Genomic DNA, 22,608 nt, shown 5'->3' on the forward strand with positions numbered 1-22,608 from the left:
ATATAATATAGTTTACCAAACATCCATAGGTTTCTTCCACACTTAATTTCAAATTGTATAATTTTTCTTTTTCAAGAAGATGATTGCATGAAAAATTCATATATTAATATTCTCCAAAACCCAAAGTTATAAGCATTGCGTCGTTTTCCACATATTCCCTCCTTTTTACCCGTGGAAAAAAACGGTTTTATAAAGAAACCGGTTCGGCGGAAAGATAAATTTTAGTTCGCATGATTTTTTAATTGATTTGTATTTTTATGAGTTTTGTTTTGAAATGATAAATTTTAATTATGAATGCGCTATCATTGGTATGTGCTAAGGTGAACAATCTTCTGTTTCAAAACCGGCTTCCCCTGTTCTTTAGGGCTCCTCCTTTCCACATCGGTGAATAAAGGAATGGAGGCGTTTCATCTATTTTGTTTTTGGAATATTCAAAAAATAAGGAGGGGGTTTTACGCAAGAAAATGTTTCTTAAGGAAATGATAAGAAAAAAGCTTCTTTTATTTTAAGAATTATGCTTTATCTTGTATTCAAATTCGCAAAAAGGAGCTGCAAAATGAATGCAATCGCTCATGGAAAGAATCCTTTTTTTCTCGAAATTCATGTCTTCGCCCAGAACCATCGGCAGTATCACCCCGAGTTCCAGGTATCTTGCCAATTCCCTGCTGAAACCGGTAAATTGGGACCAAACCCAAACCGTATTGGAATTGGGGGCGGGAACCGGAGTGGTAACCCGGGAAATTGCAAACCGGGTGAATCCTTCCTGCCGGGTGATCACTTTTGAACTGGATCCTGAGCTCCGCCGGTATTTAAAAGATCAATTTCCAAGGTTTATTCATTGTTGTGATGCAAGAAATTTGAAACGGGAATTACACCTGCGGGGAATGAACCAGGCGGATTGTGTGGTTTCTTCGTTGCCTTTTGCCAATTTTTCCAAACAGGACTGTATGAATATATTGAATGAAATCCGGCAAGTATTGTCGGGTAACGGGGTGTTTGTAGCTTATCAATATTCTTTGCATATGTTGTCCATGCTGAGAAGCCATTTCGGAAAAGTGGACGTGCGGTTTGTACCCGTGAATTTGCCCCCCGGTTTTGTTTATGTATGTTCAAAATAAGAAGGAGAATTGCATGGATACAGGAGAAGAGGTTTATTGGGGACGAATGGGGTTATGGGCGAATACGGGGAACGGATTTCCGGACCGGTGCATTCTCTCTTGGTATGGGTCCGGTTGCCGGGGGTGCAACAGAGGATGCCCTTTTTGGGCAGCTTTTGGTTTTTTGGAATATTCCATCTGTTTTGCGGCGTTCTCAAAACTCAAAGAAAAAGGCGGTTGGGAAAACACAATGAGAAAGGATCAACCGGTGATTCTGCTCGTGGATGATGATCAAGAAATCCGACGGTTCATGCAACTTTATTTACACAACGAAGGATATCGCATTTTACAGGCGACCAATGGAAAGGAAGCATTGCAGTTGGCCGGGTCGCATTCCATTGACTTAATGGTGTTGGACTTGATGATGCCGGAAATGGACGGGCTGGAAGCTTGTATCCGCATCCGGGAAAAATACTGGATGCCGATTATCATCCTGACGGCAAAAACGAATGACTTGGATAAAATTCAGGGATTGAGTATCGGGGCGGATGATTATATGACCAAACCTTTTAATCCCTTGGAGCTGGTGGCCCGAATCAAAGCTCATTTGCGAAGGTATCTTTATTTTGCTGCGAAAAGTTCCGGTTTAAAAAATGTGATCACGGTTCAGCACCTGATCATCCATCTGCTTTCAAGACAAGTTTTTGCAAATGGAAAAGAAGTCCGGCTTACCCCCAGGGAATTTGATATTTTGGTTTTGCTGGCCCGCCATCCCGGAGTGGTTTTTACCGCTGAACAAATTTATGAAAGGGTATGGAATGAACCGATGTTGACATCCAATAACACCATTATGGTTCATATTCGAAAGATTCGGGAAAAGATTGAGCCGGATCCCAAACGGCCGACGATCATTCAAACGGTATGGGGGGTTGGTTATAAAGTTCAGGAATCACCGGCCCGGGATTTCCGTGGTTAAAAAGTGGATTCCTCAAGTCTTTTTATGTTTGTACCAAAGGATTGCATTTAGTTTCAGGATCCAAATGATCGGGATGGTTCTGATAAGTGTGGCTTGTGCATGGCTTTCATTTGGATTCACAAAATATATTTTTTATACGACTGAACCTTATTATACGTATCCGACAAACCTGGAATTGCAACAAAGGATCAAAGGTTTGGCGCCGGTCATTCAACGGATGAAACAGGAGGAAATCAACCATTCCTTAAACCGGCAGATGAAAAAGACCGGCATGAAGCTGATGATTGTAAGCAAGGAAGGGGAGGTTCTTTATCATTCGGGAAATGTTTCGGAAACCAAAGTGGATCTTTATCAAATCCAGATGAAGATGGCCCGGCAAGAAGAAACCGTCCGTCAGGACGCGGGATCAAGGGAAATTGTTGCGATATATCCTTTTTCGTTGCGGAAGAAAGAGGTTTATTTTATCGCCGGCAAGAAGCATCGTCCGGTCACCGGAGTTTATCGAAGGGTCAATTCGGTCCTGACATCGCTTACGGCTGTCTTTCTCTTTATCGTGGTGTATTTGCTTCTGACCCATAAGAAATTAAAACAGATTGAAATGGTCGTGCAAGGGATGAATGAGATTGCAGCAGGGAACTTCAGCTGCCGTTTGCAGGAGACGGGACGGGATGAAATCGCCTCGATGGCAGTTCATGTGAACCGGATGGCGGAACAATTGGAAAAAAAGCGGGAGCAAGAACAAAAAGCAGTGCGGGAACGCAACGGGCTCATCACCAGCATTTCCCATGACCTGCGGACACCCCTGACCTCTGTCATCGGCTATTTGAAATTCGTGCAGGACCATTCCGACATGAAAAAAGAAGAATTGGTTTCATTTATTAAGATCGCCCTTTCCAAGTCTGAAAAGCTGAAACAAATGATCGATGACTTGTTTGATTATGCCAGGTTGACACATGAACCAATCCAAATCCAAACCGAAACTATTTCCTTGAATACTTTATTGGAACAGTTATTGGAAGAATCGTTCATGCTGAGGGAACAGGAAGACTTGGAAATGAAAAAGATGTTATGTAACGGCGAACTGCGGGTCAAAGGAGATCCGCTTTTGATGGTGCGGTTGTTTGACAATCTCATTCAAAATGCCGTTTGCTATGCCAAAAGGCCGGGGTTTTTGGAAATTAAGACATATCCCAGGGAAAAGAAAGCGGTGATCGAGATCGCGAATCCGGCCGACCCGATTGATCCGGACACTTTTCAACAACTGTTCGGGATGTTTGTCACGGGGGATCCCTCCCGTTCCAAAGGCGGATCCGGATTGGGGCTGGCAATCGTGAAACGGATTGTAGAAATGCATCAAGGAACAATTCAAGCCTGTCAAAGGGAAGGGATGATCCGGTTTCAAATTGGTCTTCCCGCAGAGTAAATATCGTTTTTTTATTTTGAATTTAAAGAGGAATTAGATGAATGCATAGAATATTATTCATAAGGGGGGTCGTTTATGAAACCAGGCAAGATGAAATGGGTTCTGATGTTTGTGGTGATTGTCTTGTGCGCTTCGATCCTGCTGCCGGACACTGCCGGTGCGGCCTATTACAACACGTATACCACCGTTTCGCTTCTCGGCAATGCCAACAGTTGTTACGCCGCGCAAGGATTTGCCGTGGGGTCGACTTACACCTATTCCGTCAAAATCAACAATGATGAAACCAAGGCAGTGATTTACCGGACGAGGATGAGTGACGGAACCACGACACTCATGACGAACGGGGATAACGGAACCACTTACGCAAACTACCTTGGCCACGCCAATGATATTGCCTTACACAGCAACAACGGAAATTATTATATGTTTGTTGTCACCATGAAAGCCGGCAGTATGAGCTTGGTGAAACTGAAGTATGAAGGGACGAAGTATTATAAAGCCGGAAACTACACGATCAAATACAATGGCGAAAACAAAGCGATGTCGGGAGTGGCGATCACCGGAAAAGATGCTGACAACATCCACTTTCTCTTTAAATCCGGAACCACTTTTTACCGGGGGGATCTTCCGCTGAATGCAACCAGCGGCACGATCAATGTGACTCAAGCTTTTCAATTAAATATTAAAGACGCGTTGGTCAATCATCAGCCCGTCCCTCCGGAAATCACGGAATTTGCCACCCAGGGAATCGGTTATTACAACGACACGTTATATTTTCCGCTGACCGGCAATACGGTGGAAAAATACAAAAACGTCAGCATCATCCTCGTTTACCGGAATATCTCCACGGCTTCCGGCACGATCCATGCCGATGATGATCTGTCTTTCCGCATCACGTCCGGTCAATATCCGGATCTTTTCGAGATTGAAGGGGTCGGAATTGCCAACGGGGATAAGCTCTGGTTCCATGCAAACCGGAGAAAATCTTCCGGAGACACGGCTTCGGACAATGTCGCTTATTTTAACGATTACAGCGCTTCAAAAGAATAATTTCCGGATCAAAAAACAATGCCACGGCTTTATATGGGACTTGCAACCATATAAAGCCGTTTTGCGTCATCGGGCTTTCCGGAAGGGGGGAGGAGGATTTTATCCGGGGATGGCAAGGGAAAGCGGAGGGGGTTGTCCCGCCTGAGGCAGGTATTTTTACAGGGGCTGGAGAAGTCGTTTTATTGTTTTGTCAACGAATCTTCCATCTTTTGTTCCAAGCTGCGGACCGGTCCGGTTGCATTTTCGTTACAATAAATAAAGTTGAGCCGTAAATGCTCGGTTTTGTTTGAGAGGAAGAAAGCAGGTGATAGAAGTTATGGATCAACAACGGATGTTTTCCCTGATCGCCAAAGAGATGGGGATTTTGACGGAACAGGTGCAAGCCGCTGTCCGGCTGATGGAAGAAGGAAACACCATTCCTTTCATTGCCCGTTACCGCAAAGAGAAGACCCGGGAACTGGATGAAGAACAATTACGGCAGATTGAAGAAAGATATCATTATTTGACGCAACTGGCCTCCCGGAAAGAAGAAGTGATCCGCCTCATTGACGAACAAGGGAAGTTGACCGATGAACTGCGGCAAAAAATTGAGCAGGCGACCAAGTTGCAGGAAGTGGAGGATTTGTATCTTCCCTATCGGCCGAAGCGAAAAACCAGAGCATCCATTGCCCGTGAAAAAGGGCTGGAACCTCTGGCGCGCATCATGGCGGAGACGACCGATCCGTCTGCGATTGAAGAAACCGCGCTTCAATTTATCAATGAGGAAAAGGAGATTGATTCAAAAGAAAAAGCGTTGCAAGGGGCGATGGACATATTGGCGGAGGAATTGTCCGAGGATGCGGAGATCCGGAAATGGGTGCGCGAATTCACCTGGAAGACGGGCATTCTGGTTTCCGCCGCCAAAGATCAGGAAAGCCGGTCCGTTTATGAAATGTATTATGATTATTCGGAGCCTGTACATAAGATGCCGCCCCACCGGATTTTGGCGGTAAACCGGGGAGAGCGCGAAGAAATTCTCAAAATCAAGATCAACGTGGACGAAGAAAAAATTTATGAGCGGTTGGCCCGGTGGTTTTCCATTCCGGTCCATTCTTTTTTGGAATCGGTGATTCAAGACAGCTACAAGCGGCTGATTGCCCCGTCCATCGAGCGGGAAGTGCGTTCCCGGATGACGGAGGAGGCGGAAGAGCACGCCATTCAGATCTTTTCTGAAAACCTGAGGCATTTATTGTTGCAGCCGCCGGTCCGCGGAAAAACGGTGTTGGGGATCGATCCGGCTTACCGCACCGGTTGCAAATGGGCAGTGGTGGATGAAACGGGAAAAATGCTTGAAGTGGGCGTGATCTACCCGACCAAGCCCCAGGAAAAGGTGGAAGAAGCCAAATCCACGGTGTTGGAGCTGATTGACAAATATCCGATTGAGGTCATCACCATTGGAAACGGAACAGCATCCCGCGAAACGGAGGCTTTTGTCGCCCAAGTGATTCAGGAAGCACCGCGCCCGGTTTATTATGTGATTGTCAATGAAGCGGGAGCGAGTGTTTACTCGGCTTCCAAATTGGCCAAAGAAGAGTTCCCGGACCTGGATGCCGCTAGGCGCAGTGCGGTTTCCATTGCCCGCCGCTTTCAAGATCCCTTGGCGGAATTGGTGAAAATTGACCCGAAATCAGTGGGCGTGGGACAATACCAACATGATGTTTCGCAAAAAGAGCTGAGCCGCAGTTTGGCCAATGTGGTGGAATCGGTCGTGAACTATGTGGGGGTGGATGTCAACACCGCTTCCCCGTCTCTTTTGCAATATGTATCCGGGATCAGTGCGTCGGTTGCCAAAAATATTGTGAAACTAAGGGAAGAAAAAGGCCGTTTCATGGATCGCACCGAGTTGAAAGACGTTCCCCGCTTGGGAGTCAAAACTTATGAGCAATGCATCGGGTTTTTGCGAATTCATGACGGGAACAACCCGCTGGATCAAACCCCGATTCACCCCGAGTCTTACCATATTGCAGAAGGCCTTTTGAACCTGTCGGGATTCAAGCCGGAACAAATCGGAACCGATGCATGCAAAGAAATGCTGAAAAAAGTGGATGTCGAAAAAACGGCCGCTGAGTTGGGCTGCGGGGTTCCCACGTTAAAGGATATCATTGAAGCTTTGTTGCGTCCGGGGCGGGATCCCCGCGATGAAATGCCGAAACCGCTTCTCCGTTCGGACGTGTTGAAGCTGGAAGACCTCAGCCCTGGCATGCATTTGAAAGGAACGGTCCGGAACGTCGTGGACTTTGGCGCTTTTGTGGACATCGGGCTGAAAAATGACGGTTTGGTTCATATCTCGAGAATGAGTGAAAAGTACGTGCGGAACCCGATGGATGTCGTCACGGTCGGGGACATTGTGGACGTGTGGGTGGCCGAAGTGGATATCGAACGGGAAAGAGTCGGATTGAGCATGGTTCCTTTAAGCTGAAAAAGTGCCCGGATGCGGGCGCTTTTTTAATCAGGCTTGTGGCGAATCAAGTCGGATTTTTCCCTGCTTGTGGTATTCAAACCAACATTGGTTTAAAAAAATAATTTGCCGGCGGTCTTTGTTGAGAAACGCTTGCATGAGTTGCTTGATCAGCCACTTAGGCATTGTTTCCGTTCCCCCTAAAAAAACTTTTATTTATACATATGTAAAAATGCGTTCGATGTGCTCCGCTTTCCGGACGGATTTTGTAAGATAAGAAGTGTGAAGATTGGTTCGAAGAAAGGAGGAGGATTGATGGAGCAATCGTGGAAAATCGGTTTCATCGGTTTGGGGATCATGGGACGGTCGATGGCTTATAACCTTTACCGCGCCGGATTTGACGTCACGGTGTGGAACCGGACAGAGTCCAAAATGAAAGAAGCGGAAAAATGGGGGGCCAAAACCGCTTCTTCTCCCAAAGAGCTGGCCAAAACCTGCCAATTGGTGATCACTATGGTCGGGGACACCGATGACGTGCGGCAAGTGGCGGAAGGGGAAAACGGATTGATTCACGGAGCCCGGCCGGGGACTTATTGGATCGACATGAGCACCATCTCTCCCGATGCCACCCGGGACTTTGCCGAACGGGCCAAAAAGAAAGGGATCATCATGATGGATGCCCCTGTCAGCGGCGGGGACACCGGGGCGAAAAACGGGACGTTATCGATCATGGTTGGCGGAGAAAAAGAAGATGTAAAGCGGGTGATGCCGGTTTTTCAAGCGATGGGGTCTTCCATCACCCATTGCGGGCCCGTGGGTGCCGGGCAAACCGTCAAAGCCTGCAACCAGATTTTGTGCGGATTGAACTTGCTGGCCATGGTTGAAGCGTTTGCGTTTGCCAAAAAGTCCGGGGTGGATTTGGAAAAAATGCTGGAGGTGACGACCCGGGGGGCTGCGGGATCCTGGGCTTTGTCCAATTACGGTCCCCGGTTGATCAAAGGGGATCTTTCGCCCGGATTCACCGTCCGGTTCCAGCAAAAAGATTTGCGGATTGTTTTGGAAGAAGCGGAAAAAATGGCATTGCCCCTTCCGGGGACGGCCGTGGTTCAACAGCTTCTCCGTTCGGTCCAAGCCTATGGGGGAAATGAGGATGGAACCCAATCATTGATCCGGGTGATGGAAAAGCTGGGGAATGTCGAGATTGTGGATAAGAAATAAGGAGCGGTATTCATCCGCTCCTTTTTTAAATGCCCACATAACGGGCGACCACCGCTTTGGCCGTTTTAATTTCCGTGGTTCCTTGCACCAAGATGCGCCCGTCCGGAAAGATGGCCAATTCGAGCCCGTCTTCAGACAGATCCGCTTTTAACAAAAAGGGATTTCTGCTGGTTTTTCCCACTTTTTGCAGCCGGGATTCCAAAACGTCCAGATCCAGCGGCTGGGAAAGCGTGATTTGCACCGACTGTCTTCCGCACATGGATACTTCTTGAGGGCCTTTGCGGGCCGGGTGAAGGAATTCCCATTGTTTGCGGCCGCATGCCGGGCAGTCTTCTTTCCGGTGGCTGATATCCAAGGCTTGAAAATGGTTGGACCACAAGTCGATATGGCGCAGGCGTGTTTCACAAGCCTCTTCGTTTCCGGTCAACAGTTTGATCGCTTCCGCTCCTTGAAATGCGGTGATCACATGCACGGCCGGCCCGATGACGCCAGCGGTGTCACAAGTTTCCGCGGTTCCCGGGGCAGGCGATTCCGGAAAGATGCAGCGCAAGCAAGGCGTTTTTCCCGGCCGGATTGTAAAGGACATTCCCCGGGAACCGACAACGCCTCCGTAGATCCAGGGAATTTGATGTTTGATGCTCAAGTCATTGATAAGATATCGCACTTGAAAGTTATCTGTCCCGTCCAAAATCAGGTCCACATCGGACAACAGTTCTTCCGCATTGCGCCAGGTCAGATCGGCGATATGTGCTTCCAGTTCAAGATCAGAGCGGATGGCTTGCAATTTGTTTTTGGCGGCGATCACTTTCGGCAAGTGTTGCCGGGCATCCGTTTCGTCGTAAAGCATTTGCCGCTGCAAATTGCTGGCTTCGACAAAGTCCCTGTCGATCAGACGCAAAAATTTGACGCCGGCCCGGGCCATATGGTTGGAAAGGGCGGTGCCGAGCGCTCCCATTCCCACGACGGCCACACGGGCTTGGGACAATTTTTTTTGTCCTTCTTCACCGATCGGGGCAAAAAGAATTTGTCTGGAGTATCGTTGCTGGTCCACTTTGCTGCTGTGCCTCCTTTGGTTTTCGCATATCCTTATTTTCTCACAGAAGGATGAAACTGAGAATGGAGAGTTTGGGTGCATCAATGTTTAGAGAAAAGGAAACAGTGAAAAAGAGAGGAGGTGATCAGGTGGAACAGGAAAAAAGAAAATACTATGTATCGCTTGAGTTCGGAACGCACACGGGCGAAATACAGGCACAAAAAGATGAAAACAGCCCCGTTTTCCAATATGAGATTGAAGCCACCCCGCAAGAGGTGGAGCAGTTGGAAAAGTTATTTGCCGAGGCCCAGGAAACGGAGTTGCAGTTTTTCGCCAAAGCCCATGTTCCGTTTTTGGATAATGAAGCGGCGGAAAATGCGGAAGAAGACAGAGAAATCAACAGGATCTACCAAATGATTTACCAATTGGGAACCGAAAAGACCCGGGAGCAATTGCGGGAAATCGGGGTGATCCGGTAAATACTGACGGGAAAGAACGGGATCCTTGCTTTCTTTGCCGGGGGAGCCGGCTTGATTTTATGGGGGATTGGAAATATACTAATTTTTTGATAAAGATGAAGATGAGGGGGATTTCCGTGGAGCAAACCCGTTTTCCCGGTATGAATGAAACCACTGCGGTACAAATTCAACAACGGTTGATGCAACGTGTGTTTTCCTGGATGTTTGCCGGTTTGTCCATGACCGCGATTATCGCGATCGCTTTGTACAGCAATCCGGATGTGCCGGTCTTTTTGGCGTCCACTCCCGGAGTTTTCTGGGGAATTTTGATTGCCGAATTGATTGTGGTGTTCGGATTGTCTGCGCTGCTTCACAAGCTGACTCCGTTTATGGCAACCTTCGCTTTCTTTCTCTATGCCGCTTTAAACGGGGTTACCTTCACATTGATCCTGGCGCAGTTTGATCTGGCCCTGATCGGGACGGCATTTCTCATTGCGGCCGGGATGTTTGGCTTGTTTGCCGTCATCGGTTACGTGACCAAAATCAATTTGACCAAAATCGGTTCCATTGCAATCATGGGGGCGATCGGCCTCGTTTTGGCATCGCTGGTCAATTTGTTCTTCCTGCATAGCTCCGTTGTGGAACTGGTGATTTCTTATCTTTTGGTTTTGGTCTTTTGCATTGTCACGGCTTATGACATTCAATACATCAAAAGAATGAGCGAACGGGCATATGATGAAAAAACGGCAACCAAATTGGCCATTTTCGGCGCGCTGATGTTGTATCTTGATTTTATCATCATCTTTAAAAACCTTTTGTCGATCTTAAGCAGTGATGACTGATGGCAACAAAGGCCCTCTTGCGGAAGCGGGAGGGCTGTAAAATAAAAATTATTTTTTTAAAAAAACTCTTGACGAGAAATGTGGAGCATGGTAATTTATTAATTGTCACTGATGACGACTAAAGAAAAACGAAAAAATCCCTTGACATTTGGCTTGGGATTTGGTATAATACAATCTGTCTCTTGTTGATGATCCTCAGTAGCTCAATGGTAGAGCGCCCGGCTGTTAACCGGTAGGTTGCAGGTTCGAGTCCTGCCTGAGGAGCCATGCGGAGAGATACTCAAGTGGCTGAAGAGGACGGTTTGCTAAACCGTTAGGGGGTCTTACTGGCCCCGCGAGGGTTCGAATCCCTCTCTCTCCGCCATAACGTGGCCCGTTGGTGAAGCGGTTTAACACACCAGCCTTTCACGCTGGCATGCAGGGGTTCGAATCCCCTACGGGTCACCAAAACGGACGCTTAGCTCAGCTGGGAGAGCATCTGCCTTACAAGCAGAGGGTCGGCGGTTCGATCCCGTCAGCGTCCACCATTTCCATATGATGTTGCGGAGCTGTGGTGTAGAGGCCTAACATGCCTGCCTGTCACGCAGGAGATCGCGGGTTCGAATCCCGTCAGCTCCGCCAATTTTATGCGTGGCGGCCGTGGCGAAGTGGTTAACGCACCGGATTGTGGCTCCGGCATTCGTGGGTTCGATTCCCACCGGTCGCCCCATTGATGGGGAATAGCCAAGCGGTAAGGCAACGGACTTTGACTCCGTGATGCGCAGGTTCGAATCCTGCTTCCCCAGCCATTTCAAATTTGAGCCATTAGCTCAGTTGGTAGAGCACCTGACTTTTAATCAGGGTGTCGAAGGTTCGAGTCCTTCATGGCTCACCACAGTGGTTGGCCTCCTTGGTGGGGTTTTCGCTGAGGAGGCTTTCATGATGAATGGACATGCGATAAAAAATAAATTTTCTATTGACTTTATCCCGAAAGCATGTTATTCTGTTTTTCGTCGATATGAGAGCTGACAGTGCGTATTAGCAGTCATGCGGGTGTGGCGGAATTGGCAGACGCACTAGATTTAGGTTCTAGCGCCTTCGGGCGTGGGGGTTCAACTCCCTCCACCCGCACCAAACGTAAACCGGGCGGTCGTGGTGGAATTGGCAGACACGCTATCTTGAGGGGGTAGTGGCCCTTTGGCCGTGCGAGTTCGAGTCTCGCCGACCGCACCAAGCAAAGACTTCTTATATCGGGGTGTGGCTCAGCTTGGCAGAGCGCCTCGTTCGGGACGAGGAGGTCGCAGGTTCAAATCCTGTCACCCCGACCATTTTTATATTTGCGGGTGTAGTTCAGTGGTAGAACATCGGCCTTCCAAGCCGAATGCGAGGGTTCGATTCCCTTCACCCGCTCCAAAATAGAGATGAGAAAAACGGATCGCGGTGACTGCTGCGATCCTTATTTTTTTACCGTCAAAGGAGAGATTGAAGGTGCAAGACGAATTTGCGCTCATTCGGTCTTGGTTGAGCCGGCGTCCGACTCCGGACAGGCACATCGAAGTGGATATCGGGGATGATGCGGCGGTTGTCCAGCCTCTTTCCGGAAATTCCATGGTCTTGACTTGTGATACGATGGTGGAAACCGTCCATTTTCGCAGGGACACCCTTTCATTGCAGGAAATCGGGCGCAAACTGCTTGCCGTCAATGCAAGCGACATCAATGCAATGGGCGGGGTGCCGGTTTATGCCCTGATCAGCGCATCGGTTCCGGATGGATGGCAGGAAGATGAATTGCTCCAAATTTACGAGGGATTGTATGCGTATGCAGAAGAAATCAAAGTGACCCTGATCGGCGGGGACACCACCCGTACCGACGGACCTTTGACCCTAACGTTGACCTTGACGGGGGAAGTGGAGAAAGGACATGCGCTCCGGCGTTCGGCGGCCAAACCGGGGGACATTTTGTTTGTCACGGGCACTTTGGGGGATTCTGCGGCAGGATTGGATCTGCTGTTGAAGAACCGGACAGCTTCTGACGGGGAAAAACCGTTGATTGAAGCGCACTGTCGCCCGGATCCCCCGCTGCAGATCGGACCTTGGCTCTCGGATTCTCCTTTTTACAGCCGCGTGTCCCTGAATGACATCAGTGACGGGCTGGCGCGGGAAGCTTGGGAAATTGCCGAAGCCAGCGGCGTCACGATCGTGATTGAAGAAGACAAAATCCCTTTGTCTCCGGCTTTGCTTTCTTATGCGGAAAGTTCCGGGCAGGATCCGTATCAGTGGGTATGGAGCGGAGGGGAAGATTTTCAATTGTTGGGAACTGTTCCGTTCCAGCACTGGGAAGCTTTTGAATGGGAGGCAAAGAGAAGAAATTGGAAAATCGCCGCCATCGGCCAAGTGGAATCCGGGGAACCCGGTGTTGAAAAAATAGTGGATAAAAAGCGGTTGAAAGTGGAGAAATCCGGTTACAATCATTTTGCAAACAGGTGATATTTGTGGAAAAAGAATGCACGGTTGACACGTTCAGCGAAGAAGAGACGAAGGCATTGGCCCGAACCATTGCACGGCATTTGACACCCGGGGATATCATCGCGCTGGAAGGGGATTTGGGAGCCGGCAAAACGACATTTGCCCAAGGAATTGCAAAAGCACTGGGGATCCCGGGGCCGGTGGACAGCCCGACCTTTACCATTATCAAAGAATATGAAGGGACGCTTCCCCTTTATCACATGGATGTGTACCGCATTGATTCTCCGGAAGAAGAGCTGGGATTGGAAGAGTATTTTTACGGGGACGGGGTTTGTTTGGTGGAATGGGCGTCCCGTGTGGAGCCGCTCCTGCCGGATTCCACGTTGTGGATGTTTTTGACGGTGAAGCCGGACCGGAGGCGCATCCGGATTTGCTCCAAAGATCCGCGTTGGAATTCATTGATGAAGGAGTTGGCAGCCCGATGAAATTACTCGCCATGGATACCTCCACGCTGGTGATGGGTGTGGCCGTGATGGATCTGGAAAACCAAAAAATTTTGGGAGAGACGGTGACCAATTTACACAAGAACCATTCGGTCCGCTTGATGCCCACCATTGAGCGGCTGTTAAACGACCTGGATCTTGCCGTGGATGATCTCACCCATTTGGCGGTGACACGGGGACCGGGGTCTTACACCGGCATTCGCATCGGGGTGACCACCGCCAAGGCCATGTCCTGGGCAAGACAAATCCCGCTTTACAGTGCGTCCAGTTTGGCGGTGTTGGCATTAAACGGCGCCCGTTTTGACGGATGGGTGGTTCCGATGTTTGATGCGCGCCGGCGCAGGGTTTATACCGGGGCCTTTCGCATGGGCAACCATGAAATCCGTGAACAATTGCCCCAACAAGTGATTGCCGTGGATGCTTGGTTGCAACAATTGAAAGAGTCCGGCGAACCAATTTTGTTTTTGGGGGATGACGTGGTTCGTTTTGAAGAAGACATCCGGTCCACACTCGGCAAACAGGCATGTTTCGGAACCCCGCAGGAAAACATTCCCCGACCGGCATCGTTGGCTTGGCTGGCTTATCAAAAATGGAGCCGGCAGGAACAGCCGGAACCACCGGATTTCTCCCCGGAGTATTTGCAGATGACCGAAGCCGAGGCCAATTGGTTAAAAAAACAACGGAAGGAAGGGGCGAATGGCTAAAAAATCGCTCGATCTGGTGGCTTTTCGTCCGATGGAAATCATGGATTTGCCGCAGATTGAACTGGTGGAGAAAAGCTCATTTCCCACCCCCTGGCCGCGCAAGGCGTTTTATAATGAGTTGATGTTTAACCAGTTTGCTTACTACACCGTTGCCACGTATGATGAGAAAGTGATCGGCTACTGCGGGTTCTGGCTGATTTTGGACGAGGCGCACATTACCAACATTGCCATTCACCCGGATTACCGGGGCCGAGGGATTGGCGAAGCGACGTTAAGTTATGTGATGGATTTGGCGAGAAAATTGGGTGCGGAAAAGATGACCTTGGAAGTGCGGGTATCCAATGAAGTGGCCAAAAGAATGTATGAGAAACTGGGATTTGTCCGTTCGGGAATTCGAAAAGGCTATTATACCGACAATAAAGAAGATGCGATAATTATGTGGGTGACATTAAATGAACGAGAACAGAAGGACCATCATTCTGGGAATTGAGACAAGTTGTGATGAAACATCCGCCGCCGTTGTGGAAAACGGAACCACTGTTTTATCCAATGTGATTTCATCACAGATGGACATCCACCGCAAATTTGGCGGCGTGGTGCCGGAAGTGGCTTCCAGGCGCCATGTGGAACGGATCACGTTGATTATTGAAAAAGCTTTGCAGGATGCCAAGGTCAGCTTGGAGGAAGTGGACGGAATTGCCGTGACCCAGGGCCCGGGGTTGGTCGGGGCGCTGTTGATCGGGGTGGCTGCGGCCAAAGCGATATCGTTTGCCACCGGAAAACCGCTTATTCCGGTGCACCATATTGCAGGGCACATTTATGCCAATCATCTGGTGCAACCGCTGTCCTTCCCGTTGGTGGCGCTGGTGGTCTCCGGCGGACATACGGAACTGATCTACATGGAGGAGCACAATCAATTTCAGCTTTTGGGAAAAACAAGGGATGACGCTGCCGGGGAAGCATTTGACAAAGTGGCGCGGTTGATGAATCTCCCTTATCCGGGAGGGCCGCACATCGACCGGCTGGCGGCAACGGGAACGCCTGAATATGACCTGCCGCGGGCTTGGCTGGAACCGGATTCCTTGGATTTCAGCTTCAGCGGGTTGAAATCGGCTGTCATGAATTTGGTGAACAACGCCAGGCAACGGGGAGAAGAAATCAATGAAGCCAATTTGGCCGCCAGCTTCCAGGAAGCGGTGCTCGAGGTGCTGATTGAAAAGGCGATGCGGGCGGTACATCAAACCGGCGCGAAACATTTGTTGCTCGCCGGCGGGGTTTCGGCCAACAAAGGCTTGCGGAAACATTTGCAGGAGCGGGCCGGACAAGAAGGCATCCGGCTTCAAATGCCTCCGCTGGAACTTTGTACGGATAATGCGGCCATGATTGCTGCGGCAGGAACCTATCAGCTGTTGGACGGGAAAACGGCCGGGTTAACCTTAAACGCAGACGCCAACCTCCCGCTGATCAGGGAAAATTAAATAGAGACAAAAAGAAGAATGACCAATGTCTGACGACATTGGTTTTTTATTTTTAAAGATAAGGATAAGAATAATCAGATTTTAGATAAAATTATGTTAAAATTAAAATAAATTATGAAGTCATATGAAGACTGGTCAGGGAGGAGGGAACATGATCCGGTTTCGATGCTTGGGGGAACAAGCCCTGATTGTTGAACTGGGGGATCGAATCGATCCGGCCGTTCACCGGAAGGTGCTGGCTTTTTGCAAATGGCTGGAGCAGCAAAAGATCAACGGGGTGGTGGAATGGGTTCCTTCGTATACAGGGGTGACCATTCATTTTGATCCGTTTTTATTATCCTCTTTTGAACTTCAATCCAAGTTGGTGGATTTTTCCGCCGAATCCGTGGATGATGGGCAGGATCGGGTGCGGGTGATTGAAATTCCGGTTTGTTATGGCGGGGAATTCGGCCCCGATTTGGAGGAACTGGCCCGCTTCCGCCGGATGGATGCCAAAGAGGTGATCCGGATTCATGCCGGCGGAACTTACCTTGTCTATATGATCGGCTTTGTTCCGGGATTTGCTTATCTGGGAGGGATGTCTTCCCGGATTGCGATGCCGAGGCGGGAATCGCCCCGCCCGAAAATTCCGGCCGGTTCCGTCGGGATTGCCGGCGAACAAACCGGCGTTTATCCGCTGGAGGTGCCGGGCGGTTGGAGAATTATCGGCAGGACACCGCTGCCTTTGTTTCTCCCGGAGCAATCTCCTCCATCATTATTGCGCGCCGGGGACCTGGTGCAATTTGTCCCCGTTGACGAGCCGGCGTTTTACGCCATCAAAGATAAATGCAATCATGGGGAACTTCCTGTTGCAATTCGTTATGTCAAAGGAGGGAAGGGAAGTGAATGGTCAAGCATCCGTGGACTTAAATTGTGATTTGGGGGAAAGTTTCGGGCATTACCGGCTGGGAAACGATGAGGAAATCATGAAGTGGATTACTTCCTGCAATGTGGCCTGCGGTTACCACGCCGGAGATCCGGAAACCATGTATCACAGCGTCAAACTGGCCAAACAATATGGAGTGTCCCTGGGGGCGCATCCGGGATTTCCCGATTTGATGGGATTCGGGCGGCGTGAGCTGAAGATGTCCGCGGACGAGGTGTACCACATGGTGATTTATCAGGTGGGGGCATTAAAAGCATTTGCCGATGTGGAAGGGGTTCGGGTGAAACATGTGAAGCCTCACGGAGCGTTGTACAATCTTGCCGCCGTCCAACCTGAATTGGCCCGGGCGATTGCCGAAGCCGTCCGCGATTTGGACAAGCAGTTGATCTTATTTGCACTGTCCGGAAGCGAACTGGTCAAAGCCGGACGACAGGCCGGATTGACGGTGGCCGAAGAAGCATTTGCCGACCGCACTTACCAGCCGGACGGATCGTTAACCCCCCGCCGCCATCCGAAGGCCGTGATCCATGACATCCATGCAGCTGCCCGGCAAGTGATCTCCATGGTGAAAGACAGGATGGTGACAACTGTCGAAGGAACCGTAGTCCCTTTAAGGGCGGATACGATTTGTGTGCATGGCGACCATCCGGGAGCGGTTTCTTTCGTATCCCGTTTACGCAAACAATTGGAGGACGAGGGGATTGTGCTTCGTCCGGCGGGGGACCGGTTCGGATGATTGAAGTGGTGGATCCGGGACTCTTGACCACGGTACAAGACGGGGGAAGAACGGGTTACCAGGCGTGGGGAGTGACGGTCGGCGGGGCCGTGGACCGTTTTTCGTTAAACACCGGGAATCTGTTGGTCGGAAATCCTCCCGATGCCCCCGGTATTGAGATGAACCTGATCGGGGCGGTTTTCCGTGCGCATGAAACATTGGCGGCCGCCCTGACCGGGGCGGATTTTTCGGCCAAGCTGGAAGGGAAGGACATTCCGCTTGGAACCGTCTTTTTGTGGAAGGAAGGAAGTCTGCTCTCCCTGAAAGGAAAGCCGGATGGCGCCCGCTGTTATCTCACCGTGTCCGGAGGCATTGATGTGCCCAAGGTGTTAAAGAGCGCGTCCACGGATCTCATCGCCGGGATCGGCGGAAACGGCGGACGGGCTCTCAAACAAGGGGACAAGCTGAAAGTGGGAAAAAAGCGGATGGATCCTTCGGTTTTAAAGGGGCGGAGGCTTCCGCCGGTGTGGTTCCGAAAGAAAAAAAAGAAAGAACCGGAAAAAATCCGGGTGATTTTTGGCCCGCATGATGATGCCTTCACCCAAAAAGGTAAAGAACGGTTTACTTCCGCCACATTCCAATGTTCACACCGGATGAACCGCATGGGCCTGCAATGTTTGGGTGGGCCGGTGGAACACAAAAACGGAGCGGATATTATATCCGCCGGGGTCACGTTTGGTTCCATTCAGGTTCCGGCGGACGGACAGCCCTTTATTCTGTTGGCCGACCGCCAGACGACCGGCGGGTACACACAAATTGCAACGGTGATCCGTGCGGATTTTCCGAAGATCGCCCAGTTGATGCCGGGCGACCGGATCCGGTTTTGTCCGGTGTCGCTTGAAGAAGCGCGGGAAGCGTTGATGGAACAAGCCCGCTTTTTAAAACAATTAAGCGCCCATAACCAAAAATAAGGCTGCCTTCTTTGTCAGATGGCAGCCGTAACCGCGTTGCTTGACTATGATTCATCCGCCAAGTCCGCCCATTCGTTGGTGTTTTTTTCCAATTGCTCTTCCAGTTTTGCCAATTCCTGTTGCAAAGGCGCACTGGAGGCCGGGTCGTTGTAAACTTCCGGGTCGCACAACTTGGCGTGAATCTCTTCAATTTTTGATTCCAGTTGTTCAATTTCTTGCTCCAGCCGTTCCAACTTCTGACGGCGTTGTTTTTGTTTGCGTTGCTTTTCTTTTTCCCGTTTCCGGTAGGCATCCGCTTCGGTCCGCGAAGGAGGGGATGAAGGGCCCTGCGCGGAAGGGACGGTTTTGTCTTCAAACTGCTCCAATGACTTTTTCTCGAGGTACCATTCATAATTTCCCCGGTAATCCCGTATGCCGTCGGGGGTCAATTCCCAGATGCGGGTGGCCAGGCGACGGATGAAATACCGGTCGTGCGAAATGAACAGCAAGGTTCCCGGAAATTCTTCCAAGGCTTGCTCCAACCGTTCTTTGCTGGGCATATCCAAATGGTTGGTCGGCTCATCCATCAGCAAAAAATTCGCCCGGTTTAACATGCGTTTACATAAAGAAAGACGCGCTTTTTCCCCGCCGCTCAAACTGCTTACCTTTTTAAAGACATGGTCCCCGTAAAACAGAAACTGCCCGAGTGCGGAGCGGATGGTGGTCTGATCCAGGCGGGGGTGATCATTCCACAGTTCGTCAATCACTGAAAGATCCGGATTCAACTCTTGTTGTTCCTGATCGTAGTAATCCATTTCCACTTGTGTTCCCCACTTCCACTTCCCGCCGAGCGGAGGAAGCTTGCCGGCGATGGTTTTTAACAACGTTGATTTCCCCAGTCCGTTCGGACCGATCAGCGCAATGTGTTCCCCCCGTTCGATGCGGAAGTCGAGGTTTTGGATGAGCGGCTTTTCGTATCCGATGGTTAAATTTTTGACTTCCAGAATCTCTTTCCCGCTTCGGACAGCCGGTTCAAACCGGATGGCCGCTTTGCGCGGGCGCGGGGACGGCGGTTCGATGCGTTCCATTTTTTCCAGCGCTTTGCGGCGGCTTTGTGCCCGCTTGGTGGTGGAAGCCCGGGCGATGTTTCGCTCGATGAATTCTTCCATCCTTTTGATTTCGGCTTGTTGCTTTTCGTACCGCTTTTGTTGTTGCTCCCATCTCGCTTCTTTCTGTTTCACATAGGAAGAATAATTGCCCACATACCGGGTGACCTGATGGTTTTCCAGTTCATAGATGATGGTGACCAGACGGTCCAGAAAATACCGGTCGTGGGAAACCAGAAGCAAAGCCCCCGGGTAATTGGCGAGCATTTGCTCCAACCAGGCTGTCGCGTCCATGTCCAGATAGTTGGTCGGCTCGTCCAAGATGAGTAAATCCGGTTCTTCCAAAAGCAATTTGGCCAGGGCGACCCGGGTTTTTTGCCCTCCGCTCAAGGATTGGACCGGTGTCGCTTTCCAGTCGATGCCGCCCAATCCCAATCCGGTTAAAGCTCTCCGGATCTTGGCTTCGTAAGCATATCCGCCTTTATCTTCGAATGCGGATTGTAAAGAGGAATATTTTTCCAATATCTTTTCATAGATGTCCGGCCGGGTGTATACTTCTTCTTTGCCCATTTCCGTTTCCAACTGGCGGAGCTGTTTTTCCATCCCGATCAGTTCTTGAAACGGGAGCAAAAGTTCATCCCAGACCGTTTTTTCGGACTGAAGCCCGCTGTTTTGCGCCAAATAGCCGACTCCGGCTTTTTTGGAAAGATGAATTTCGCCTTCGTCGGGCAGCAGTTCCCGGATCAAAATTTTTAAAAGCGTGGATTTGCCGGCGCCGTTCGGGCCGATGAGTCCGATATGTTCCCCTTCATTGATTTTCAGGTCCACATTTTGAAAAATGATGTTTCCCCCAAATGTTTTTTCTATGTTTTTCGCTTGTAACAGCATTCGTTCCACCTCGCTCATGTCCAGTGTAATCGAGTCCTTGCCGGAGGGCAAATCAATCCAGGCCGTCTCTTATCGCCGGTGGATTATTGAAAAAAGAAAGGTTATAATGTAAGAATCAATCACTGTTTTTTCATGGCCTTGAAGGAATGAATAACATGAAAAATAAAAAGGAACTGCGCCGGCATTTGCTTGAAGTCCGCAGCCGTCTTTCTTCCGCATATAAGAAAGAATGTTCTGATATTATCTGCCGGAAGGTGACGGGCCATCCGGCTTACAAGCAGGCAAAAACGGTGATGTTTTATATGCCGGTTCGTGGTGAAGCGGATGTTTTGCCTGCATTGAAAGAAGCGCTTTCATCCGGCAAACGGGTGATTTTGCCAAAGACCGAAAAAGAAAAAAAGTCCATCCGTTGCTTCCGGATTCGGGGGTTGAAGGATTTGACCGAAGGAGCCTACGGAATTTTGGAACCGGATGCTTCCTTTTGTCAGGAGGTTGACGTTCAGGAAGTGGAATTGGTGATCGTACCGGGCGTCGGCTTCGATGTGTCAGGCTTTCGTCTCGGATATGGCGGCGGGTATTATGACCGGTTTTTATCCCGCCACCCCGGAGCGGTCCGTATGGGCGTCGCTTATGATGAGCAAATTGTAAAGGATGTGAAGCCCGAGCCCCATGATTGCCGGATGGACTGGGTGGTTTCCCCGCAGCAGATGTTGGAATTGACCCGGTTAAAAATTAAGTGAACCACCCGAATTTACAAGTTTTATGGTATGATGTTTTTTGCCAAACTTTTGTGCGTTGATTCACATTGATGGAGGTGTATGTTGGCACGATGCCTGAAAATAAAATACCGCAGGTGACGGCAAAGCGGTTGCCTTTATATTATCGTTATTTGGAAAAATTGCATGCGATTGGGAAACAACGCGTTTCTTCAGCGGATTTGAGCGATGCATTGCATATAGATCCGGCGACGATTCGCCGCGATTTTTCTTACCTCGGTGAGCTCGGGAAAAAAGGTTACGGTTATAATGTTACTTATCTGCTTCAATTTTTACGGGATTTCTTGAAACAGGACGAGGTCACCAATGTGGTTTTGGTCGGTGTGGGAAATCTTGGAACGGCATTATTGAGATATAATTTTTACCGCAGCCACAATACAAAGATCGTTGCCGGTTTTGACCAGGACCCGAACAAAGTGGGAAAAGATGTGGATGGCATTCCGGTCTATTCCATGGATCGCCTGTCGGAAGTGACCCAGCTGCACAATGTCGAAGTGGCGATTTTGACGGTTCCGCTGAATGCAGCTCAATCCACGGCAGATTTTTTGGTCAAAAACGGGATCCGGGGAATTTTAAACTTCACGCCGGCCCGTCTGACGGCACCGCCTTATGTGCGGATTCACAATATCGATTTGACGATCGAACTGCAGACATTGATTTACTTCCTTAAAAACTTTCCGGAAGGGAACCCGGGGGACAGCGAAGAAGAGTCTTTGACGACGGAAAAATGATTGCCACAGATGATTGTAAGGGAGCATTGGAGCATGAGCGATGAACAACAGCCGATCACAGAGCATTTGGGGGAGCTTCGACGCCGTATTATATGGAGCTTGGTCTTTTTTTTCGTCGCCTTAATCGGAAGCTTTTTTTATTCGCAGGATGTGTTTTTGTTCATTAAGCAGGACTTGTTTTCCGATTACAAAATCGTCATTTTGAATCCGATTGATCCGATTCGTATCTATATGCAAATATCGGTCATTATGGCTTTGGTGATCAGTTCGCCCGTCTGGATGTATCACCTTTGGCAGTTTGTCCGTCCGGGTCTTCACCCGAATGAACAAAGGGCCGCGTTGATTTATATTCCGGTCTCATTGGGATTGTTTTTAACGGGCGTTGCTTTCGGGTATTTTGTCATCTTTCCTTACATCCTTGATTTTTTGGTGATGCTTGGCGGACAGATGGGGTTGCAGGAAAACTTCAGCGTACAATATGCATTCAGTTTTTTGTTCGGGGTGATCCTGCCGCTCGCGCTGTTTTTTGAATTGCCGGTGATCACGTTGTTTTTGACGCGCATCCGCCTGGTGACGCCGGATTTGTTGCGAAAAGTGCGGCGTTATGCATACTTGGGATTGGTGATTGTCGCGGCTTTAATCACGCCGCCGGAGCCAATTGCCAACATCCTGGTCTCCATTCCGCTGATCTTGTTATATGAAGTAAGTATTTCCATTTCCTCGTTTTTGTCACGGCACATGGAGCGCGAAGATGCCGAGTGGGAAGAAGAAAATGAATGATTGGCGAAAAACTCCCGGTTTCTGCCGGGAGTTTTTGCGTTACATAGGTTCATATGGATTGGGGAACAATTCT

The 22,608-nt window shown here is 49.6% G+C and carries 22 protein-coding genes and 12 tRNA genes; 31 read left to right on the forward strand and 3 right to left on the reverse strand.

Annotated features, from left to right (window positions below):
- The first annotated feature begins 560 nt into the window (after nt 1-560).
- From H1R82_RS01860 to H1R82_RS01880, 5 genes are all read left to right on the forward strand, one after another.
- Complete coding sequence (locus tag H1R82_RS01860) at nt 561-1,118, forward strand: class I SAM-dependent methyltransferase (RefSeq protein ID WP_181732751.1); 558 nt, start codon at nt 561-563, stop codon at nt 1,116-1,118.
- 229 nt (nt 1,119-1,347) lie between these two features.
- Entirely contained in the window at nt 1,348-2,073 is a 726-nt protein-coding gene (locus H1R82_RS01865) for a response regulator transcription factor (protein ID WP_181732750.1), read from the forward strand.
- Between the two features lie 73 nt (nt 2,074-2,146).
- On the forward strand, nt 2,147-3,496 hold the full coding sequence (locus H1R82_RS01870; RefSeq protein ID WP_181732749.1) for a HAMP domain-containing sensor histidine kinase: 1,350 nt from the start codon (nt 2,147-2,149) through the stop codon (nt 3,494-3,496).
- 75 nt (nt 3,497-3,571) lie between these two features.
- Nucleotides 3,572-4,546 (forward strand): hypothetical protein, encoded by a 975-nt coding sequence (locus H1R82_RS01875; protein ID WP_181732748.1) that lies wholly within the window; start codon nt 3,572-3,574, stop codon nt 4,544-4,546.
- Between the two features lie 316 nt (nt 4,547-4,862).
- The gene (locus H1R82_RS01880; protein WP_181732747.1) at nt 4,863-7,004 is read left to right on the forward strand and encodes a Tex family protein; all 2,142 of its coding nucleotides are present in this window, start codon (nt 4,863-4,865) and stop codon (nt 7,002-7,004) included.
- Nucleotides 7,005-7,034: 30 nt separating this feature from the next.
- Here the strand turns inward: H1R82_RS01880 and cmpA are convergent, their stop codons facing one another.
- Nucleotides 7,035-7,169: a cortex morphogenetic protein CmpA gene (cmpA, locus tag H1R82_RS01885; protein WP_181732746.1), complete on the reverse strand. Its 135-nt coding sequence runs from the start codon at nt 7,167-7,169 to the stop codon at nt 7,035-7,037.
- Nucleotides 7,170-7,298: 129 nt separating this feature from the next.
- Here cmpA and H1R82_RS01890 point away from each other — a divergent pair, with 129 nt between their 5' ends.
- Complete coding sequence (locus tag H1R82_RS01890; protein WP_181732745.1) at nt 7,299-8,201, forward strand: NAD(P)-dependent oxidoreductase; 903 nt, start codon at nt 7,299-7,301, stop codon at nt 8,199-8,201.
- Between the two features lie 25 nt (nt 8,202-8,226).
- Here the strand turns inward: H1R82_RS01890 and H1R82_RS01895 are convergent, their stop codons facing one another.
- Nucleotides 8,227-9,252 carry a ThiF family adenylyltransferase gene (locus tag H1R82_RS01895; protein WP_309544770.1) on the reverse strand — a complete coding sequence of 342 codons (1,026 nt, stop codon included), beginning with the start codon at nt 9,250-9,252 and terminating at the stop codon, nt 8,227-8,229.
- A 131-nt stretch (nt 9,253-9,383) separates the two neighbouring features.
- Between H1R82_RS01895 and H1R82_RS01900 the strand changes: the two genes are divergently transcribed.
- From H1R82_RS01900 to H1R82_RS02005, 22 genes are all read left to right on the forward strand, one after another.
- Nucleotides 9,384-9,713 carry a hypothetical protein gene (locus tag H1R82_RS01900; protein WP_037998138.1) on the forward strand — a complete coding sequence of 110 codons (330 nt, stop codon included), beginning with the start codon at nt 9,384-9,386 and terminating at the stop codon, nt 9,711-9,713.
- Nucleotides 9,714-9,829: 116 nt separating this feature from the next.
- Nucleotides 9,830-10,534: a Bax inhibitor-1/YccA family protein gene (locus H1R82_RS01905; RefSeq protein ID WP_309544771.1), complete on the forward strand. Its 705-nt coding sequence runs from the start codon at nt 9,830-9,832 to the stop codon at nt 10,532-10,534.
- 192 nt (nt 10,535-10,726) lie between these two features.
- Nucleotides 10,727-10,801, forward strand: a tRNA-Asn gene (locus H1R82_RS01910).
- 3 nt (nt 10,802-10,804) lie between these two features.
- A tRNA-Ser gene (locus H1R82_RS01915) sits at nt 10,805-10,898 on the forward strand.
- Nucleotides 10,899-10,904: 6 nt separating this feature from the next.
- Nucleotides 10,905-10,981 (forward strand) — tRNA-Glu (locus H1R82_RS01920).
- Nucleotides 10,982-10,985: 4 nt separating this feature from the next.
- A tRNA-Val gene (locus H1R82_RS01925) sits at nt 10,986-11,061 on the forward strand.
- A 17-nt stretch (nt 11,062-11,078) separates the two neighbouring features.
- A tRNA-Asp gene (locus H1R82_RS01930) sits at nt 11,079-11,155 on the forward strand.
- 12 nt (nt 11,156-11,167) lie between these two features.
- Nucleotides 11,168-11,243: transfer RNA gene (locus H1R82_RS01935), tRNA-His, on the forward strand.
- Nucleotides 11,244-11,247: 4 nt separating this feature from the next.
- Nucleotides 11,248-11,322, forward strand: a tRNA-Gln gene (locus tag H1R82_RS01940).
- Nucleotides 11,323-11,332: 10 nt separating this feature from the next.
- Nucleotides 11,333-11,408, forward strand: a tRNA-Lys gene (locus H1R82_RS01945).
- 154 nt (nt 11,409-11,562) lie between these two features.
- Nucleotides 11,563-11,647: transfer RNA gene (locus H1R82_RS01950), tRNA-Leu, on the forward strand.
- A gap of 12 nt (nt 11,648-11,659) precedes the next feature.
- Nucleotides 11,660-11,746: transfer RNA gene (locus H1R82_RS01955), tRNA-Leu, on the forward strand.
- A gap of 18 nt (nt 11,747-11,764) precedes the next feature.
- Nucleotides 11,765-11,841 (forward strand) — tRNA-Pro (locus tag H1R82_RS01960).
- Nucleotides 11,842-11,852: 11 nt separating this feature from the next.
- Nucleotides 11,853-11,926: transfer RNA gene (locus H1R82_RS01965), tRNA-Gly, on the forward strand.
- Between the two features lie 75 nt (nt 11,927-12,001).
- Entirely contained in the window at nt 12,002-13,000 is a 999-nt protein-coding gene (gene thiL / locus H1R82_RS01970) for a thiamine-phosphate kinase (protein WP_181732743.1), read from the forward strand.
- A 5-nt stretch (nt 13,001-13,005) separates the two neighbouring features.
- On the forward strand, nt 13,006-13,464 hold the full coding sequence (gene tsaE / locus H1R82_RS01975) for a tRNA (adenosine(37)-N6)-threonylcarbamoyltransferase complex ATPase subunit type 1 TsaE (protein ID WP_181732742.1): 459 nt from the start codon (nt 13,006-13,008) through the stop codon (nt 13,462-13,464).
- The gene (gene tsaB / locus H1R82_RS01980) at nt 13,461-14,186 is read left to right on the forward strand and encodes a tRNA (adenosine(37)-N6)-threonylcarbamoyltransferase complex dimerization subunit type 1 TsaB (protein ID WP_181732741.1); all 726 of its coding nucleotides are present in this window, start codon (nt 13,461-13,463) and stop codon (nt 14,184-14,186) included. The genes tsaE and tsaB overlap by 4 nt, the downstream gene beginning before the upstream one ends.
- Nucleotides 14,179-14,676 (forward strand): ribosomal protein S18-alanine N-acetyltransferase, encoded by a 498-nt coding sequence (gene rimI, locus H1R82_RS01985; RefSeq protein WP_181732740.1) that lies wholly within the window; start codon nt 14,179-14,181, stop codon nt 14,674-14,676. The genes tsaB and rimI overlap by 8 nt, the downstream gene beginning before the upstream one ends.
- Nucleotides 14,639-15,664: a tRNA (adenosine(37)-N6)-threonylcarbamoyltransferase complex transferase subunit TsaD gene (gene tsaD / locus H1R82_RS01990; RefSeq protein ID WP_181732739.1), complete on the forward strand. Its 1,026-nt coding sequence runs from the start codon at nt 14,639-14,641 to the stop codon at nt 15,662-15,664. The genes rimI and tsaD overlap by 38 nt, the downstream gene beginning before the upstream one ends.
- A 151-nt stretch (nt 15,665-15,815) precedes the next feature.
- On the forward strand, nt 15,816-16,580 hold the full coding sequence (pxpB, locus tag H1R82_RS01995; RefSeq protein ID WP_181732738.1) for a 5-oxoprolinase subunit PxpB: 765 nt from the start codon (nt 15,816-15,818) through the stop codon (nt 16,578-16,580).
- Nucleotides 16,525-17,325, forward strand: coding sequence for a LamB/YcsF family protein (locus H1R82_RS02000; protein WP_181732777.1), 801 nt, complete (start codon nt 16,525-16,527; stop codon nt 17,323-17,325). Before pxpB ends, H1R82_RS02000 begins: the two co-directional genes overlap by 56 nt.
- Nucleotides 17,322-18,275: a 5-oxoprolinase subunit C family protein gene (locus tag H1R82_RS02005; protein WP_181732737.1), complete on the forward strand. Its 954-nt coding sequence runs from the start codon at nt 17,322-17,324 to the stop codon at nt 18,273-18,275. The genes H1R82_RS02000 and H1R82_RS02005 overlap by 4 nt, the downstream gene beginning before the upstream one ends.
- A gap of 44 nt (nt 18,276-18,319) precedes the next feature.
- Here H1R82_RS02005 and abc-f read toward each other — a convergent pair whose 3' ends face one another.
- Nucleotides 18,320-20,248 (reverse strand): ribosomal protection-like ABC-F family protein, encoded by a 1,929-nt coding sequence (gene abc-f / locus H1R82_RS02010; protein ID WP_181732736.1) that lies wholly within the window; start codon nt 20,246-20,248, stop codon nt 18,320-18,322.
- A 155-nt stretch (nt 20,249-20,403) separates the two neighbouring features.
- On the opposite strand from abc-f, the gene H1R82_RS02015 reads away from it, so the two are divergent.
- The 3 genes from H1R82_RS02015 to tatC all read left to right on the forward strand — a co-directional run bounded on the left by H1R82_RS02015 (nt 20,404) and on the right by tatC (nt 22,535).
- Nucleotides 20,404-20,988, forward strand: coding sequence for a 5-formyltetrahydrofolate cyclo-ligase (locus H1R82_RS02015; protein WP_181732735.1), 585 nt, complete (start codon nt 20,404-20,406; stop codon nt 20,986-20,988).
- 89 nt (nt 20,989-21,077) lie between these two features.
- The gene (locus H1R82_RS02020) at nt 21,078-21,755 is read left to right on the forward strand and encodes a redox-sensing transcriptional repressor Rex (protein ID WP_181732734.1); all 678 of its coding nucleotides are present in this window, start codon (nt 21,078-21,080) and stop codon (nt 21,753-21,755) included.
- Between the two features lie 33 nt (nt 21,756-21,788).
- Nucleotides 21,789-22,535: a twin-arginine translocase subunit TatC gene (tatC, locus tag H1R82_RS02025; protein ID WP_181732733.1), complete on the forward strand. Its 747-nt coding sequence runs from the start codon at nt 21,789-21,791 to the stop codon at nt 22,533-22,535.
- The last annotated feature ends 73 nt before the right edge of the window (nt 22,536-22,608 follow it).

This window comes from Thermoactinomyces intermedius (assembly GCF_013912365.1).
In the GTDB taxonomy this organism is placed as follows: Bacteria; Bacillota; Bacilli; order Thermoactinomycetales; family Thermoactinomycetaceae; genus Thermoactinomyces; species Thermoactinomyces intermedius.

What these genes read in the sequence shown, in the direction of transcription:
- pxpB (WP_181732738.1), top strand. Translation starts at nt 15,816, where the DNA reads ATGATCCGGTTTCGATGCTTGGGGGAACAAGCCCTGATTGTTGAACTG.
- cmpA (WP_181732746.1), bottom strand. Translation starts at nt 7,169, where the DNA reads ATGCCTAAGTGGCTGATCAAGCAACTCATGCAAGCGTTTCTCAACAAA.
- tatC (WP_181732733.1), top strand. Translation starts at nt 21,789, where the DNA reads ATGAGCGATGAACAACAGCCGATCACAGAGCATTTGGGGGAGCTTCGA.
- H1R82_RS01865 (WP_181732750.1), top strand. Translation starts at nt 1,348, where the DNA reads ATGAGAAAGGATCAACCGGTGATTCTGCTCGTGGATGATGATCAAGAA.
- H1R82_RS02020 (WP_181732734.1), top strand. Translation starts at nt 21,078, where the DNA reads ATGCCTGAAAATAAAATACCGCAGGTGACGGCAAAGCGGTTGCCTTTA.
- H1R82_RS02015 (WP_181732735.1), top strand. Translation starts at nt 20,404, where the DNA reads ATGAAAAATAAAAAGGAACTGCGCCGGCATTTGCTTGAAGTCCGCAGC.
- H1R82_RS01880 (WP_181732747.1), top strand. Translation starts at nt 4,863, where the DNA reads ATGGATCAACAACGGATGTTTTCCCTGATCGCCAAAGAGATGGGGATT.
- tsaB (WP_181732741.1), top strand. Translation starts at nt 13,461, where the DNA reads ATGAAATTACTCGCCATGGATACCTCCACGCTGGTGATGGGTGTGGCC.
- rimI (WP_181732740.1), top strand. Translation starts at nt 14,179, where the DNA reads ATGGCTAAAAAATCGCTCGATCTGGTGGCTTTTCGTCCGATGGAAATC.
- H1R82_RS01875 (WP_181732748.1), top strand. Translation starts at nt 3,572, where the DNA reads ATGAAACCAGGCAAGATGAAATGGGTTCTGATGTTTGTGGTGATTGTC.
- H1R82_RS01870 (WP_181732749.1), top strand. Translation starts at nt 2,147, where the DNA reads ATGGTTCTGATAAGTGTGGCTTGTGCATGGCTTTCATTTGGATTCACA.
- H1R82_RS01890 (WP_181732745.1), top strand. Translation starts at nt 7,299, where the DNA reads ATGGAGCAATCGTGGAAAATCGGTTTCATCGGTTTGGGGATCATGGGA.
- H1R82_RS01860 (WP_181732751.1), top strand. Translation starts at nt 561, where the DNA reads ATGCAATCGCTCATGGAAAGAATCCTTTTTTTCTCGAAATTCATGTCT.
- H1R82_RS02005 (WP_181732737.1), top strand. Translation starts at nt 17,322, where the DNA reads ATGATTGAAGTGGTGGATCCGGGACTCTTGACCACGGTACAAGACGGG.
- tsaD (WP_181732739.1), top strand. Translation starts at nt 14,639, where the DNA reads ATGAACGAGAACAGAAGGACCATCATTCTGGGAATTGAGACAAGTTGT.
- abc-f (WP_181732736.1), bottom strand. Translation starts at nt 20,248, where the DNA reads ATGCTGTTACAAGCGAAAAACATAGAAAAAACATTTGGGGGAAACATC.
- H1R82_RS02000 (WP_181732777.1), top strand. Translation starts at nt 16,525, where the DNA reads ATGTCAAAGGAGGGAAGGGAAGTGAATGGTCAAGCATCCGTGGACTTA.